1 protein-coding gene is annotated in these 396 nt (G+C 55.1%); it reads right to left on the bottom strand.

The annotated features are described in order from the left end of the window. On the bottom strand, positions 1 to 396 hold a 396-nt coding region (locus E4T80_RS12680), incomplete at both ends, for an IS3 family transposase (protein WP_135058726.1).

The following is a 396-nucleotide window of genomic DNA, read 5'->3' on the forward strand; positions in this document are numbered from 1 at the left end:
ATTGCATCGGACTTACGTAATGCAGCGTCGAGTGCAGGCGCTCTTGGTTGTACCACAGCAGCCAGTTAATGACCTCGTCCTTGGCAGCACGTCGTGTTTTGAATCTCAAGCCATGCAGACGCTCCACCTTCAGCGAGCCGAACACCGTCTCGCTGCACGCGTTATCCCAGCAATTTCCCCGTCGACTCATTGAGCTGACAATCCCGTAGCCCTGAAGGACATGACGAAAATCAAAGCTGGCGTACTGGCTCCCCCGTTCACTATGGAACAGCAGTCCTGAGGACTTCTGTGGATGACGCTGGAACCAGGCCATGCGCAACGCATCAATCACCAAGCTGCTTTTCATTCGTTCGTCCATCGACCAGCCCACGATCTGGCGGCTGAACAGGTCTACCA

The sequence above is a fragment of the Muribacter muris genome (assembly GCF_004569585.1).
GTDB lineage: Bacteria > Pseudomonadota > Gammaproteobacteria > Enterobacterales > Pasteurellaceae > Muribacter > Muribacter muris.